Here is a 13,748-nt window from a genome sequence, read left to right as displayed (position 1 = left end):
TTGCTAATAGAAGATGCGCCGGAGGTGCGCTTCTAGCAATGTTCCAGTACATTGGTGAAGAGGGGAAGTAGACGCATGTTATTTTGGGATATTGTTAAAGCGATTATTTTAGGTTTAGTAGAAGGGGTTACGGAATTTGCACCTGTCTCCTCAACGGGACATATGATTATCGTGGACGATATGTGGCTCAAGACCGAGCAGATATTGTCCTCCAAATATGCGGCGAATACGTTCAAGGTCGTGATCCAGCTCGGATCTATCCTGGCCGTTTTGGTTGTATTCAAGGATCGGATTCTTAATTTGCTTGGGCTGTCGCGGTTCAGCAAGCACGCTGTCAGCGCAGGCGAGCCGAGGCTGAAACTTGGCCAGGTCATTGTAGGCTTGATTCCGGCCGGAATTTTGGGCGTGCTTTTCGAGGATTTTATCGATGAATATTTATTCTCGACGTACACGGTGCTAATTGGCCTTGTTCTGGGGGCGATACTCATGATCGCTGCCGATAAATTCGGCCCGAAGCAGCCAAAGATTCAATCGGTGGATCAAATGACTTATGGACATGCCTTAGTCGTTGGCTTGATCCAATGTTTGTCGATTTGGCCGGGATTCTCCCGCTCAGGCTCCACGATTTCCGGAGGGGTGCTGGCGGGAATGAGCCACCGCGCGGCAGCGGATTTCACGTTCATTATGGCCGTGCCGATCATGTGCGGAGCAAGCGCGATTTCACTGTACAAAAATTGGGAATACATGACGCTGGATGCACTGCCGTTCTTCATCGCCGGGTTCATCAGCGCTTTCATATTCGCTCTGCTGTCGATCCGTTTCTTCCTAAAGCTGATCAACCGTATCAAGCTGATGCCGTTTGCGATTTACCGGATTTTGCTGGCAGTTGTCATTTGGGTCATATTTTTCTAATATAGACGGAAAGGGCGGCAGTGGGCAGCAATGAGGCTGCCCTTTTTGTGGTGCTTTTGTGGTGCTCTTTTGATGCTCTTGAGGTGCCACTTATGATGCTCTTGAGGTACTCTTTTGGTGCGCTTGAGGTGCCATTTATGATACCTCTTGAGGTGCTTTATTAGGAACGAAACTCTTTTCAAGGTAATCTTGCGCAACGGACTGGCTATTGCAATTGCGTTAAAAAGTGTATTGCACTCTGCGTTATTATGCAGTATATAACCACTGATGTGTGAAGTTATTGGCAAATATGTTGCTTTTCCACTCTAACTGTATTTGTTGTATTTAAAAAATGCACTTTATCGCTGGTAGTAAAACTAACTGGATCTCATGTGGTTAGATTGGGAAATGAGGGGTTATATCCGAGAAAACTTGGTATTAAGTACACAAAATCCGTTTGTTTTGCAAAATCTGCTTATAAACTCAAAAGTAGATGCTATAACTCCATCTAAATGGCCTGGAATAGTAACTCTGCTAAGGTAACTGCCAGGAGTATCATCGTGTTCTAGGGGCTCAGCTCCTCTAGAATCAACACTTGCTGTTGCTAGGCCTTGCCAGTTGAGAGCGAAAAAAAGCTGCCTCGTGCAGCAACGAATGCTAAGCATGAGACAGCTCACTTTTATGGTCATTTTATTTATATTAAGATCGACTACGAACGAGGTGAAAGCAAAGGAGAATATGATCTCCGAATATAATCTCCGAATATAATCTCCGAATATGATCTCAGAATATGATACAAAGATATCTCCGAAAGAATGTCAGCTGCAAAAATCAATATTACTTTAAAGCGAGCCTGCGGTATTCCACCTCAAAAATAAACTCGAACGCTTCTAAATGCCGCTTGGCTTCGAACGCATTTTTGCCCCACACGTAAATGCCGTGGTTGCGCAGCAATATGCCGGGGATGTCCGGTTTCAGCGCGCCGGGGACGAGTTTGGCAATGGCAGAGATATCGGCATAGTTCGGCAGCACCGGAATTTCGATCGCCGCGTTTTCCTGCCAGATGCCCAGCCCCTTGATCAGCTCGATTCCCTGCACGGGAACATAGCCCTGCTCACCGTACAGCTCGCTCAGCACGTTGTTGAATACCGTATGCACATGAAAAATCGCCCCGCAGCCTGTCATACGGTAAATTTTGGCATGGATTAGCGTTTCGGCGCTCGGCTTCAGCTTTGTCGCTTCGCAAGGTTCGCCGGCTGCGTCCACGAACAGGAAATCCTCAGGCGTATGGACGGATTTGTCCTTACCGCTGGATGTTACCGCGAAATGAAATGAGTCGGGAGCGAACTCCCCGACGCGGATGGACAGGTTGCCGCTCGTACCGGGGAACCAGCCCCGTGCGGCGAATTGCTCTTTGACGTTCCGCAGCTCGTCCAGCACGGACTGCTTCTCTTCTAAAGGAATGGCAGTGAAACTCATCTTCTTATTTATCTCCTTCACGTTGGATAAGGTCTTCCCGAATGTCATGAAACGTCTCGAATGGCGTATGATTTATGCCGAGCTCCTGGCACTTTTCAGTGAGCCGGGCCCGGGAATAGACGCGATCCGCCAGCTTGGCGCCTTCAAAGTCAGTCAGACTGTCGCCGATCAGGATGCGCTCGTAACGGCTGGCCGGGAACTGCCTCATGACCGTCGTCTTGCACATGCCGCAGTCTTTGCCGCATTGTCCATCACAGGGATTCGGCCACGTAATCGTGATTCCCTCGCTGCTGAAATCGGCGCCGTTGCAGTAGATATGCTCTTTCGGTATATCGAACGGCGCGAGCAGCGGCAGGACGAAGAAGTCGATGCCGCCGCTCGTCACGTAAAACGGGATGCGGCGCTCGCGCAAATAGCTGAGAAAGTTTGCGAAACCTTCGCGAATGCCGGCTTGCCCCAGCACGAAATCAGTAACTTCACGCTTCATGGAAGAAGGGAGCAGAGCAAACATCTTACCTACACCTTCGCGGATGGATATGTCGTGGGACAAAATTTGCTCCATGATCGGTTCGGAACCCGCAGGCTTGAAATGCTGCATAATAGCTACAATATTGTCGCTAAGTGTGATCGTCCCGTCAAAATCGCAGAAAATGACGGGCTGCTTGTGGCTGCTCATTTGCGTCCTCCCCAAGTATCAAGCGCTGCCATCAATTCGGGAAGGCTCTGGGCCGCTTGTTCAAGCGGAACGCCGTTTAACGCAGCATCGATCGCTTGCAGGAAGGCGCGGCCGCCGCTGCTTGCTCCATTTGGATGCCCGTGAATCCCGCCGCCGGCATTTACGACTACATCTGTCCCGAAATCGCTCAAAATTTGCGGTACCAGTCCGGGATGAATGCCCGCGGAAGGCACCGGGAAGCTGCTGCGAATCGCCAGTTCGGAGGAAACCAGCTCTCGCTGAATGGCCAGATTTTCTTCCCGCGGCATGACTACGGAGCCATACGGGGAAGGGAAAAGCACAAGATCGGCCCCAGCGATACGCATCAGCTTGCCCAGCAGCAGGGAAGCGCTGATTCCGTAATGCGGGGAGGGATAGATGGCCCCGGCCAGCGAAGGGTGCGCCGCGATTGGCACGGTGATTTCCGGGTCGCTGCTCAGCTCATGCAGGACGTCGAAGCCGTACGGCAGCACGTTGAACAGCAGGGCGGAAGCTCCCGCCTCAATCGCCCGCAGCGCCTGTTCCCTCAGTGTGGATGTTCGCCCGGTCAGATTGACGGCGTAGAGCAGTCTCTTGCCGGTAATCTGCTCCGCTTCCTGAGCGGCTTCATAGCATGCCCGCACGCGCTGTTCAAGCGGGGTGAGCAGATTTTCGAATAAAATTTCATCATCTTTAATCAGATCTACGCCGCCCAGCGCCTGTGCCATAAACTGCTCGCGCAGCCCGCCAAGGTCATAGCCGATGACGGATTTGAAAATGCTCATCAGCAGCGGGCGATGAGGTACGTCAAGCAGCTCACGGACGCCCTGAATGCCAAATTTCGGCCCGGGATAGGCGCTGAGAAAAGCATCGGACAGCTTCAGGTCGAGCAGCTTGATTTTTCCGTCCATGGAAATTTTGCCAAAGACGGTAATGAGCAGAGCCGGAATATCGGAAGTGAAGTTCACATCCGGATAGGATATGGACACATCCGCATATCGTTCGCCTGCAGCGCCATTGTCCGTTCCGTCGGCCGGTTCGTGGATAGTGACGCTCTCGACCCGGCCTAAATGCCGGCGCATTTCATCCTGTTTAATCAAAGGCAGCTCGGTCCATGTGCCGACGGTCATGCCGATCGCAATAGATTCCGCTTTCCGGTGAAAATCCGCCTTATCATCATAAATACGGTATGTGGCCGTACAATAGCTCATAGCAAAGCCTCCTTTACTGCTTCTCCCATCTCCCTGGACCGTTCGGCGGCGCGGTGAACGGCGGCCTTTACATTTGCGCTAAAGCCGCCAGAGGCCAGCGTCTCCAGTGCCGCTTGGGTGGAACCGTTCGGCGACGTAATATCCGCTCTAAGCTTGGCGGGCTCCTCGCCCGTCTCCTTCATCATCATGGCCGCCCCCAGAACAGTCTGCACGGTAAGCTCCCGGGCCTGTTCCGGGCTGAGCCCGCCTTCGATGCCAGCTTCAATCATCGCTTCCATCATATAGTAAATGTACGCTGGACCGCTCCCGGATACGCCAGTCAATATTTCCATCTGCTCCTCGGGAATGACTTGTACGGCGCCTACCGCTTCAAACATCGCCAGAACTTGGGAGGCCTGTTCGTCAGTCACTTCAGCTGAGAAAGCAATGCCCGTGGCGCCAACGCCTATAGAGCTTGAAGTGTTCGGCATTGTTCTGGCAATCGGCGCCTCATAGCCAAGCAGCGCTTGAATGGTGGCGATGGAAAGTCCCGCGATAACGGATACGATAAGCTGATCTTTCCGCAGCAGCGATCCCAAGGCTTTTAATGCATCACCCGCATCCTTCGGCTTCATCGCTAGAACGATAACGGAAGCGGAGGTGAGGCAGGCCTGCTTATCTGCATCACTATTGCCTGTGACAAGGCCGTAGGCGGCGGATAAATAGTTAAGCCGTTCCTGATTGCTGCGGTTCAGCATGGAAATGGCCTGCGGCGGGGCCACATCACGGTGAATCAGACCGCGTACGATAGCTTCAGCCATCGAGCCGGCGCCGTAGAAGCAGATCGAGGCGGGGTTAGCCGTGTTGTTAGCTGTCATCGTTTGGCCTCCTTATTTCCGGATTTGTCCATTGCCATGAATAATGTATTTGCTTGAGGTGAGCGCAGGCAGCCCCATAGGCCCTCTGGCATGCAGCTTTTGCGTGCTGATGCCGATCTCTGCCCCGAAGCCGAATTCAAAACCGTCCGTGAAGCGGGTAGAGACGTTATGATAAACGGCCGAGGCATCAACGTCCTGTTGGAATCGTTCGGCATTTGCAGTATCCTCGGTAACGATGCATTCGGAATGCTTTGTACCGAAGCGGCCGATATGCTGGAGCGCTTCTTCCAAGCTCGATACGACTTTAATATTCAAAATATAATCGTTGTATTCTGTAGCGTAATCCTGTTCCGTCGCCGGCAATGCCCAGTCAACGATTTGGCGTGTCTGCTCGCAGCCGCGCAGCTCAACGTTGGAATTCCGCAGCTCGCTGGCGATATCCAGAAGATGAGACTGGGCAAAGCCGTGGTGTACGAGCAGCGTTTCCATCGCATTACATACCGAAGGGCGCTGGACTTTGGCATTCAGCGTAATTTCCGCAGCCATGGACGGATTTGCGGAAGCGTCTAAATACGTATGGCAGACGCCTGCTCCGGTCTCGATGACGGGTACGGTGGCGTTTTGCACAACATTTTGAATCAGGGAGCTGCCGCCGCGCGGTATGACAACATCCACCAATCCGTTAAGCTTGATCATTTCGTCTACAGAAGAGCGGTTTGGATCTTCTATAAGCTGAACTGCCTCTTTCGGCACATCTGTTTTAGACAGCGTTTCATGGATGACTTCAACAATTTTCCGGTTGGAAGACAGGGCAGCTGAGCCGCCGCGCAGCAGAACCGCGTTCCCCGTCTTCAGGCACAATCCAAGTGCATCGACCGTTACATTTGGCCGCGCTTCATAGATAATGCCGATAACACCGATCGGCACGCGTTTTTTGACGATATGCAGCCCGTTCGGGCGATCGATGGTCTCCAGCGTTTCCCCAATTGGATCTGGCAACTGGACGATTTGCCGCAGGCCTTCCGCAATGCCGGAAATTCGTTCTTCGGTTAAGGCGAGCCGATCCAATAAAGATTCGGATGTGCCGTTTTCGCGGCCGCGCTGCAAATCATCCTTGTTGGCTTCGATAATAGATTCACTGTTTGCGATTAAAGCTTGTGCGCAATCGAGCAGTGCCTTATTTTTCTGTTCTGTCGATAAACTGTTCAATATGTGGACTGATTGGCCAGCCAGTTCTGCCTTTTGTCTTACTTCGCTCATCTCAATACCTCCTCAAATGGTTGAATTGCGAGGGTTCAAAATTAATTTTTTAAATCCTCAACAATTATAATTTTAATGAAATCCATTCGTCCCGGTGAATGACCTCGAGCCGATGGACTGTTTCCACCTTTTTAATGACCTCTGTACTTGGTAATCCTAATATATATTGTAACTGCTCAGAATCATAGTTAATGATACCACGGCCTAGCGTTTCCCTGTTCTGATTGACTACCTCAACCACATCCCCGGCGTGGAAATGTCCCTGGGCGTGCTTGACACCAACTGGCAGTAGACTGCGCCCGCCGTGAAGGAGCGCTTCTTCGGCGCCGTTATCCACGGTGAGCGTGCCGAGCGGGGTGGATAAAAATCCAAGCCACTGCTTTTTTCTCGGCAGGGTGGCAGAGCGGGTTTCGAAGTAGGTTCCTGGCCCCCGGCCCTCTAATACCGCAGGCAATTCACCAGGTTGGGTGACCTTACCGACGAACACGGTAACGCCGCCGCGGGTGCCAATTTTGGCGGCATCGATTTTAGAGCGCATGCCCCCTGTGCCGACAGATGAACCGGCCCCCCCGGCGATGCTGTAAATTTCATCCGTAATTTCATCGACGAGCGCAATCCGCTCGGCGGCGGGATTAATCCGGGGATCTTGGGTGTACAGTCCGTCGGTGTCGGTCAAAATAATCAGATGATCCGCTTTTAACAGGTTGGCTACGAGAGCGGACAGCGTGTCATTGTCTCCGAATTTCAGTTCGTCTACCGATACGGTGTCATTTTCGTTAATGATCGGCAATACGCTGCGGTGAAGCAGCTCTTCTATGGCCATACTGGCATTGCCTGTCCGCTTCCTGTTCTGGAAGTCAGAGCGGGTCAGGAGGATTTGGGCTGAGGCCACCTTATGCACAGCGAGCGCTTCACGATAGCTTTGCATGAGCAGCGCTTGTCCGACAGCCGCCGCCGCCTGCTTTTCATGCAGCAGTTTTGGACGTTCCGGATAGCCGATTTCCCGGAATCCGGCCGCAACCGCTCCGGAGGTGACGAGCAGCACCTGATAACCGAGAGACCGCAGACCGGCTAATTCAGCGGCGAAATAAGCGATCGCTGCCCGGTTTAATCCCCCTTCCTCCGAAGTTAGCGAGCTGCTCCCGATTTTTACAACGATGCGGCGAAGCATGGAGATCACTCCTATTCATATAGTAAGGAAAATAAAAAAACTCTCGCCTTTGCACGCAAAGGACGAAAGTTAAACTTCCGCGGTACCACCTTTATTGATGAATAACTCATCCGACTCAAGGCCCGATAACAGGGGCGCTGTCCGGCCTCGCGGCCGGCCGTTCAGGGATAGGGTTCCGCAAGTGCGATCCGACAAATTCTCACAGCCTAAGGAATTTGCTCTCTGAGCGTCGCTTGCTTACGTACTGGTCCCGTCATTACGTTTAGTCAAAATGTACAATTGTACTGCTATAATTGCGAAATGAATTACTGATAGAATACCATGCGCATCAAGGCAATGCAAAGTAAAAAGAGTTAAAACAACCCGAGCCGGCCGATCCGCTGCACCGCCTCGCGCAGACGATCCTCATCGCTGAGCAGCCCGACCCTTACGTAGCCTTCCCCATGCCTGCCGAATCCGATGCCCGGTGCGACGGCTACTTTAGCTTCACGCAGCAGCTTCTCGGCAAAGGATGCGGAATTCCAGCCGGCTGGAACGGGCAGCCAGGCAAAGAAGGAGCCGCTTGATTTGTTCGCTTCCCAGCCGATTTTAGCCAGTTCGCTGAACAGGGCGTTGCGGCGGGACTCGTATACGGCAACCAGTTCGTTCACATTGTCTTGCGGCGCTGTCAACGCTACCCTGGCCGCTTCCTGTATTCCGCCGAACAGACTTACGTAGATATGATCCTGCAGTAAATTGATCAATGAAATAATGCGTTCATTGCCGAGCGCAAAGGCGACGCGCCAGCCTGCCATATTATAAGTTTTGGACAGGGTATAATACTCTACGCCTACTTCCTTAGCGCCTTCAGCCTGCAAAAAGCTGACAGGCTTCACACCGTCGAAGCCGATGGCCCCGTAAGCAAAATCACTCGCGACGACAATTCCGTTCTCCCTAGCAAACTTGACCGTATCTTCATAAAAAGAGAGCGGTGCTGTCGCTGATGTCGGATTGTTCGGATAATTCAGAAACATCAGCTTGGCCCGCTGACGGTCCACGGCCGTTATTTCCTCATAATCTGGTAAAAATCCGTTATTTTCCCTCAGCGGCATGAACGACATTTCGGCTCCCGCAAGTGCAGCGCCGGACCAGTAGTCCGGATATCCCGGATCAGGCACGAGGCATAAATCGCCCGGATTCAGCAAAATTTGGCTAATTTGTACGAGCCCGGTTTTTCCGCCGAACAAAATAGCGACTTCCTTCTCCGGATCAAGCGTAACTCCATAATCTTCACGGTAACGCTCGCAGACTGCTTCTTTAAGAAAGCTGTAACCTTGAAAGGGAGAATATTTATGATACTGCGGATTGGCCACAGCCTGCTGCGCGGACTTCACAATATGTTCAGGGGTCGGCCGGTCGGGGTTGCCCTGGCCCAAATTAATCACATCATGGCCTTGTGCAATTTCCCGGTTCACACTTTGGACGAGCGCAGCAAAAAACTGCTTGGGCAGCTTGCTCATCACTTCAGCGGCTTCAATTTTAAAAGGGGAATTCCCTAGTGAATGATCTTCTTGGTTCATGTTCAACACTCCGTTTTTGAAATAACAGTATTCATAATTTATCATGATTTATCCAATATGTATACAATGGATTAAAAGGCTCCAGCTTAGCCCAAATGAAAATGGAGCATGGGAAAATTGGAAATTGAGCACGCAAAAATAGAAAGTCCGGAACGGCAAAATGGAAAGTTTGATACGTAAAAATGGTGAAACGGCACTTGCACGGACCGGGCCTGCCGCTTATGATGATACAAAAGATAGGCGTTACGGAAGAAAGGGAGGATCAACATGGCTCACAGCCAAACGTCATGGAATATCGCTTTGATTCAGTCGGATATTCATCTGGGGAATCCTGCCGCAAACCGGCAGAGGATTGAGCGCTGGATGGAAGAGGCATTAAAAGCGGCAAATAAGCCGGATATGATTGTATTGCCGGAAATGTGGAACACCGGTTATGCTTTGGAGCGCATTCAGGAGCTGGCGGATGTGGACGGACAGGAGAGCAGGGAGTGGATCGCTGATTTTGCCCGGCGCAACGACGTTCACGTTATTGCAGGCTCTATTGCCGAAAAACGGGGAGAGCAAGTTTACAATACGATGCGAATTTATGCCCGGACAGGGGAGGAAATCGCCGCTTATTCCAAAATGCATTTGTTCCGTCTGATGGAAGAGGAGAAGCATTTGTCAGCCGGCCAATCCGTCGTTACTTTCGAGCTCGACGGCCAGACATCAGGCGCCTCCATTTGCTATGATATTCGCTTCCCGGAACTGACTCGCACTATGGCACTGATGGGGGCTAAAGTATTATTTGTTCCTGCAGCATGGCCTCATCCCCGCCTGCATCATTGGCGGACACTGCTTATCGCCAGAGCGATCGAAAATCAAATGTATGTCGTAGCCTGCAATCGTACCGGTGAGAGCGGCAAGGATCATTTCTTCGGCCATTCCATGATTATTGATCCATGGGGGGAAATTGTCGCGGAGGGCGGAGAAGAGGAAGAAATCATTGCGGGCAGTATTGATTTGTCCGTAGTGGATGATGTACGTGCGAGAATTCCCGTGTTCGAGGATCGCCGCGCAGCTCTTTACAAGCTTTAGTTCGTTCTCGTATGCCCAACAAAATGAAAAAGCGTTATAGCCTATAAGCTAAGTGTTATAACATATAACGGTATGAATTAAGAAGCTGACCCGAAGGCGCATCGCCTTAGGTCAGCCTCTTGCAATTACAGCTCTTCTCTCATGCGCTGTGCTATCGTTGCCCGGAACGTCTCGATAAAAGCTTCCGCCGCTTTGGACAAATAGCGTCCCTTGCGGTAGGCGATAACGAGCGTGCGGCTTGGAACTGGATCAGCGAGGGGGGCATATACGGGTATTAATTCACTGCGCTTGGCGCGGGCGATAAAACGCGGGACGAGCGTAACGCCCATTCCGGCTGCGACCAGCGACTGGACCGTCTCGATATTGTTGCTCTCAAACACAATATCCGGCTCAAAACCGGCGTCCCGGCATAAATCGATCATGATTTTACGGAAGCCTTGCCCCTTTTTCAAAACGATGAACTGCTCGTCCTTCAGCTGACTCAGCTCTATGCCGCCGGACGGACGACGGTTCGGATCGGCGAGAGGATGATGGGGCGGAACTGCCAGATCGATGATTTCCTCGCCGATCGGCTCGTACGTTAATGACGGCTCCTGCAGCGGCAGGGAGAGAAGGCTTAAATCTGTACCGCCGCCAGCAGTAAGCTTCTCGAGATTTAATGAAGTATCCTCTAACAGGTTGACCTGTATGTCCGGATAAGCTTCTTTAAATGCTGGCAGCACATAAGGAAGCAAATGAGACCCGGTAATCGGCATGCTGCCGATGACGACCCGGCCGGCCCGCAGCTGGGAAATATCATCCATCTCCTGACGGAGCTGCTCCACGGCATCCATAATTTTGCGTGCGTGTTTAATGAAGCTGGCGCCAGCGTACGTCAGCTCGACCGTGCTCGTATTCCGCTGAAACAGCTTAACTCCAAGTTCCTTCTCCAGCTTGGACAACTGTTGGCTCAGCGAAGGCTGGGCGATGTGCAGCTTGTCCGCCGCTCTGGAAAAATTACGCTCTTCCGCGATTTGTAAAGTATACTGGAGCTGTCTAAGTTCCATGAAATCACCTTTTTCCCGGTTTGATTGCTCTTATAATTATATCCTATAATGCAATATTACAATATAGGTCTTGACGATGCAGTGCTACAGTATGGGCCTGATATTTTATTTCAGGGGAAGTTAGTAGTATAATAGGCAAAAAAAGAGAAAAGGGGCGCTGTTCCGTGAAAATATGGAGAGAGATTCGGGGCTTGGGATTTACAATCATTTTAGGTTTTGTTATCAGCATATTTATCGGCATTTTTATTGTTCAGCCATATACGGTGAACGGTCACTCCATGGAACCGACTTTGGAGAATAAACAGCGGGTATATGCCTGGAAGCTGACACAAACGCTCGAGAAGCTGCCGAATTACAAAGACATCGTTATTATCGATAGCCGGGTTGACCGCGGCCGTTCCTTCTGGGATAGCGTCAACGAGCATCCGCTAATTCGTATTATATCAGGAAATAAAGAGGAAGATTTCTTCTATATTAAACGGGTCATCGGTTTGCCTGGGGATACGATTGAAATTAAAGGCGGCTATGTTTATCGAAACGGCGAGAAGCTGGATGAGCCGTATATTAAGGAACAGATGTACGCTGAACAGAGTCAAGTATGGGAAATTTCCGAGAATTATATTTTTGTGATGGGAGACAATCGCAACAATAGTAAGGACAGCCGGATGATAGGACCTATTCCGCTTGATCATGTCATGGGAGTCGAGGGTTTTAAAAAATAATTTTGCTTCGTCATTGGCAGTGGATGAGCGGACATGGGGACTTGGGACTGACCGGGGTACAGGACTCAAGGCACCCATATGTAAATATAAAGCGACTTTATAATTTAAATAAGCTGCTTTCTAATCAAAGCGGCTTAAGACAGCTTATAGTCAAAACCTATAACTATTATAGAAATAATATCTTGGAACAATGAAGTGAGAGATGGTATAGTAAGGTCAACATACGAAGCGTGTAATATAGCGCACGAGGGCACGAATTTACAGTTTTATATTCGTACGCAGTGCCAAGCGTCTTCGTCACATGTTCGAATCCTTCAGTGGGGTGAATACGATGAGTAATACTAAAAAGACAATGTATGAGAAAATTTGGGACAATCATGTCATTTATGCGGAAGAAGGGAAACCGAGCATCATTTACATCGATTTGCACTTGGTGCATGAGGTTACCTCTCCTCAGGCTTTCGAAGGCCTGCGCCTTAGCGGGCGCAAAGTACGCCGTCCGGAGCTGACGTTTGCAACGATGGACCATAACGTTCCTACGAAAGACCGCTTCAATATTACTGACCCGATTTCCAAGCAGCAAATTGACACACTGTCCAAAAACTGCCGCGATTTTGGAGTAACGCTGTACGACCTCAATACGATCGATCAAGGCGTCGTACACGTCATGGGGCCTGAACTGGGCTTGACCCATCCGGGTAAAACGATCGTATGCGGAGACAGCCATACGTCTACGCATGGCGCTTTTGGCGCATTGGCTTTCGGTATTGGCACGAGTGAAGTAGAGCATGTTCTTGCTACACAATGTTTGCAGCAGGCCAAGGCTAAGACACTGGAAGTTCGTTTTACCGGCAAGCGTAAGCCGGGCGTTACGGCCAAGGATATGATCCTGGGCGTAATTGCTCAATATGGCACCGATTTTGCGACAGGTTACGTTATCGAGTACACCGGGGAAGCTATCCGTGAGCTGACGATGGAGGAAAGAATGACCGTTTGCAACATGTCCATCGAAGCCGGGGCGAGAGCAGGCTTGATTGCACCGGATGAGACGACATTCGAATACTTGCGCGGCCGTGAGCATGTTCCGCAAGGCGAAGCGTTTAACAGTGCTATAGCAGAGTGGAAAAACCTGACGACTGATGAAGGCGCAGCATACGATCGTGTCGTGGAATTTGACGTTGATACGCTCATTCCGCAAGTAACCTGGGGAACGAGCCCTGGCATGGGAACGAACATCAATGCCAGCGTACCGAATCCTGCTGACTTTAAAACCGACAATGAGCGCAAAGCTGCTGAGAAAGCACTTGAATATATGGGACTTACTCCAGGTACGCCGATGACGGACATTGAAATCGACTACGTATTTATCGGTTCCTGTACGAATGGACGTATTGAGGATCTTCGCGCTGCGGCGCAAATCGCCAGAGGCTATAAAGTATCCGACCAAGTAACGGCGATCGTCGTTCCTGGCTCGGGCCGCGTTAAGCTGCAGGCGGAGAAGGAAGGTCTTGACAAAGTGTTTATCGAGGCTGGATTTGAATGGCGTGAAGCGGGCTGCAGTATGTGCCTCGCCATGAACCCTGACGTTCTGGAGCCGGGCCAACGCTGTGCTTCTACTTCCAACCGGAACTTCGAAGGCCGTCAAGGCCGCGGCGGCAGAACACACCTCGTTTCGCCGGCAATGGCTGCAGCGGCGGCGATTAAAGGCCGTTTCGTTGATGTCCGCGAATGGAATGTGAAGAGCGAAGTCGTTAGCTAACGAAGGCGAAAGAGGGGAGAAC

General features: G+C 51.0%; 12 protein-coding genes. 4 read left to right on the top strand and 8 right to left on the bottom strand.

All coding sequences use genetic code 11. From position 1 onward, the window contains the following. Nucleotides 1-75 precede the first annotated feature (75 nt). Complete coding sequence (locus G358_RS0125470; RefSeq protein ID WP_019640090.1) at nucleotides 76-912, top strand: undecaprenyl-diphosphate phosphatase; 837 nt, start codon at nucleotides 76-78, stop codon at nucleotides 910-912. Between the two features lie 816 nt (nucleotides 913-1,728). Here the strand turns inward: G358_RS0125470 and mtnB are convergent. The 7 genes from mtnB to G358_RS0125435 form a co-directional block, all read right to left on the bottom strand. Further along, on the bottom strand, nucleotides 1,729-2,370 hold the full coding sequence (mtnB, locus tag G358_RS0125465) for a methylthioribulose 1-phosphate dehydratase (RefSeq protein WP_019640089.1): 642 nt from the start codon (nucleotides 2,368-2,370) through the stop codon (nucleotides 1,729-1,731). A 4-nt stretch (nucleotides 2,371-2,374) separates the two neighbouring features. After that, nucleotides 2,375-3,046 carry a 2-hydroxy-3-keto-5-methylthiopentenyl-1-phosphate phosphatase gene (locus tag G358_RS0125460; protein WP_019640088.1) on the bottom strand — a complete coding sequence of 224 codons (672 nt, stop codon included), beginning with the start codon at nucleotides 3,044-3,046 and terminating at the stop codon, nucleotides 2,375-2,377. Then, the gene (locus G358_RS0125455; RefSeq protein ID WP_019640087.1) at nucleotides 3,043-4,275 is read right to left on the bottom strand and encodes a 2,3-diketo-5-methylthiopentyl-1-phosphate enolase; all 1,233 of its coding nucleotides are present in this window, start codon (nucleotides 4,273-4,275) and stop codon (nucleotides 3,043-3,045) included. Before G358_RS0125455 ends, G358_RS0125460 begins: the two co-directional genes overlap by 4 nt. Next, entirely contained in the window at nucleotides 4,272-5,132 is an 861-nt protein-coding gene (gene proC, locus G358_RS0125450; RefSeq protein WP_019640086.1) for a pyrroline-5-carboxylate reductase, read from the bottom strand. The genes G358_RS0125455 and proC overlap by 4 nt, the downstream gene beginning before the upstream one ends. A gap of 12 nt (nucleotides 5,133-5,144) precedes the next feature. After that, nucleotides 5,145-6,392, bottom strand: coding sequence for a glutamate-5-semialdehyde dehydrogenase (locus G358_RS0125445; RefSeq protein WP_019640085.1), 1,248 nt, complete (start codon nucleotides 6,390-6,392; stop codon nucleotides 5,145-5,147). Between the two features lie 64 nt (nucleotides 6,393-6,456). Further along, nucleotides 6,457-7,563, bottom strand: a complete 1,107-nt coding sequence (proB, locus tag G358_RS0125440; protein ID WP_019640084.1) for a glutamate 5-kinase — start codon at nucleotides 7,561-7,563, stop codon at nucleotides 6,457-6,459. A 353-nt stretch (nucleotides 7,564-7,916) separates the two neighbouring features. Next, nucleotides 7,917-9,122: a pyridoxal phosphate-dependent aminotransferase gene (locus tag G358_RS0125435; protein WP_019640083.1), complete on the bottom strand. Its 1,206-nt coding sequence runs from the start codon at nucleotides 9,120-9,122 to the stop codon at nucleotides 7,917-7,919. Nucleotides 9,123-9,389: 267 nt separating this feature from the next. Here G358_RS0125435 and G358_RS0125430 point away from each other — a divergent pair, with 267 nt between their 5' ends. Beyond that, nucleotides 9,390-10,199: a carbon-nitrogen family hydrolase gene (locus tag G358_RS0125430; RefSeq protein ID WP_019640082.1), complete on the top strand. Its 810-nt coding sequence runs from the start codon at nucleotides 9,390-9,392 to the stop codon at nucleotides 10,197-10,199. A 125-nt stretch (nucleotides 10,200-10,324) separates the two neighbouring features. Here the strand turns inward: G358_RS0125430 and G358_RS0125425 are convergent, their stop codons facing one another. Then, on the bottom strand, nucleotides 10,325-11,245 hold the full coding sequence (locus G358_RS0125425; RefSeq protein WP_019640081.1) for a LysR family transcriptional regulator: 921 nt from the start codon (nucleotides 11,243-11,245) through the stop codon (nucleotides 10,325-10,327). A 164-nt stretch (nucleotides 11,246-11,409) separates the two neighbouring features. Between G358_RS0125425 and lepB the strand changes: the two genes are divergently transcribed. Together lepB and leuC are read left to right on the top strand one after the other, a co-directional pair. Continuing rightward, nucleotides 11,410-11,967 carry a signal peptidase I gene (lepB, locus tag G358_RS0125420; protein WP_019640080.1) on the top strand — a complete coding sequence of 186 codons (558 nt, stop codon included), beginning with the start codon at nucleotides 11,410-11,412 and terminating at the stop codon, nucleotides 11,965-11,967. Nucleotides 11,968-12,298: 331 nt separating this feature from the next. Continuing rightward, the gene (leuC, locus tag G358_RS0125415) at nucleotides 12,299-13,726 is read left to right on the top strand and encodes a 3-isopropylmalate dehydratase large subunit (protein WP_019640079.1); all 1,428 of its coding nucleotides are present in this window, start codon (nucleotides 12,299-12,301) and stop codon (nucleotides 13,724-13,726) included. The last annotated feature ends 22 nt before the right edge of the window (nucleotides 13,727-13,748 follow it).

This window comes from Paenibacillus fonticola DSM 21315 (genome assembly GCF_000381905.1).
Taxonomy (GTDB): domain Bacteria; phylum Bacillota; class Bacilli; order Paenibacillales; family Paenibacillaceae; genus Fontibacillus; species Fontibacillus fonticola.
This window is presented reverse-complemented; position numbering and strand designations above follow the sequence as displayed.

Bases quoted from the DNA above. Each gene is read 5' to 3' on its own strand.
- G358_RS0125470 (WP_019640090.1), top strand. From the start codon at position 76: ATGTTATTTTGGGATATTGTTAAAGCGATTATTTTAGGTTTAGTAGAA.
- mtnB (WP_019640089.1), bottom strand. From the start codon at position 2,370: ATGAGTTTCACTGCCATTCCTTTAGAAGAGAAGCAGTCCGTGCTGGAC.
- G358_RS0125460 (WP_019640088.1), bottom strand. From the start codon at position 3,046: ATGAGCAGCCACAAGCAGCCCGTCATTTTCTGCGATTTTGACGGGACG.
- G358_RS0125455 (WP_019640087.1), bottom strand. From the start codon at position 4,275: ATGAGCTATTGTACGGCCACATACCGTATTTATGATGATAAGGCGGAT.
- proC (WP_019640086.1), bottom strand. From the start codon at position 5,132: ATGACAGCTAACAACACGGCTAACCCCGCCTCGATCTGCTTCTACGGC.
- G358_RS0125445 (WP_019640085.1), bottom strand. From the start codon at position 6,392: ATGAGCGAAGTAAGACAAAAGGCAGAACTGGCTGGCCAATCAGTCCAC.
- proB (WP_019640084.1), bottom strand. From the start codon at position 7,563: ATGCTTCGCCGCATCGTTGTAAAAATCGGGAGCAGCTCGCTAACTTCG.
- G358_RS0125435 (WP_019640083.1), bottom strand. From the start codon at position 9,122: ATGAACCAAGAAGATCATTCACTAGGGAATTCCCCTTTTAAAATTGAA.
- G358_RS0125430 (WP_019640082.1), top strand. From the start codon at position 9,390: ATGGCTCACAGCCAAACGTCATGGAATATCGCTTTGATTCAGTCGGAT.
- G358_RS0125425 (WP_019640081.1), bottom strand. From the start codon at position 11,245: ATGGAACTTAGACAGCTCCAGTATACTTTACAAATCGCGGAAGAGCGT.
- leuC (WP_019640079.1), top strand. From the start codon at position 12,299: ATGAGTAATACTAAAAAGACAATGTATGAGAAAATTTGGGACAATCAT.